The sequence below is a fragment of the Salinimicrobium oceani genome (genome assembly GCF_012037645.1).
The window spans coordinates 1-725 of sequence record NZ_JAAVJR010000126.1; the positions used below are offsets into that span (position 1 = coordinate 1).

Genomic DNA, 725 nt, shown 5'->3' on the forward strand with positions numbered 1-725 from the left:
TATCAATTATCTCCTCAATTTAATAATCCTTTTGCCATTTGAAGTCGTAAAGCAGTTTTTTGCTGGCGGGATTATTAAAAGAAACTCTAAGGTTATTAATGTCGAGGGTATTAGTTGCCAGGCTGGCATCAACATCAAAAATTCGGATGGTATTCCCTTTCTGCCCATGCCCGGATGCAAAACCTCGTTCCAGGATGAGAAATTTGTCTGGAGCATATTCTAAAAGGTCTGTCACTCCATTGACTGCAAAATATAACCAGGGTATTTTTGCTATACGGTCCAGTCTGTACGGAAATTGTTTTGTGGCCTTTCCGGTTTTCTTATCGAAATAAGTGATCCTTACGGGAGATTTAGTTGGGTAGAGTTTTGCCTTAGGCCCGTCGGTCTCCAGCGGAAGCTCCATAGCCACCCAGATCCCTTTACCGTCATGAGAAGCAGCAAGGCCTTCAAAAGTGCCATTGTTCCGGGGGTTTTTATTGCTTTTGGCTAAAAGATTTTCCGGCACCGCATAAGAGTCACTAAATTTTCCATCTTCTGAAACCGTAAATACCATGGGATCTTTTCCCTTTTTAATGTTGCCCTCACTGGTAAGCAGAAAATTTCCGGCTTCAGCATCAAACAGAATGCCTTCAAGATCTAAATGTTCATCTTTGAGAGCGTCATTCTGTTTTTCAAGAAGTATTACATCTGTAATGGCTATGGTATCAAACATTAAATTACTCGAC

The 725-nt window shown here is 41.1% G+C and carries 1 protein-coding gene; it reads right to left on the reverse strand.

Annotated features, from left to right (window positions below):
* Positions 1 to 19 precede the first annotated feature (19 nt).
* On the reverse strand, positions 20 to 725 hold a 706-nt coding region (locus tag HC175_RS15820), incomplete at its 5' end, for an esterase-like activity of phytase family protein (RefSeq protein ID WP_168139392.1).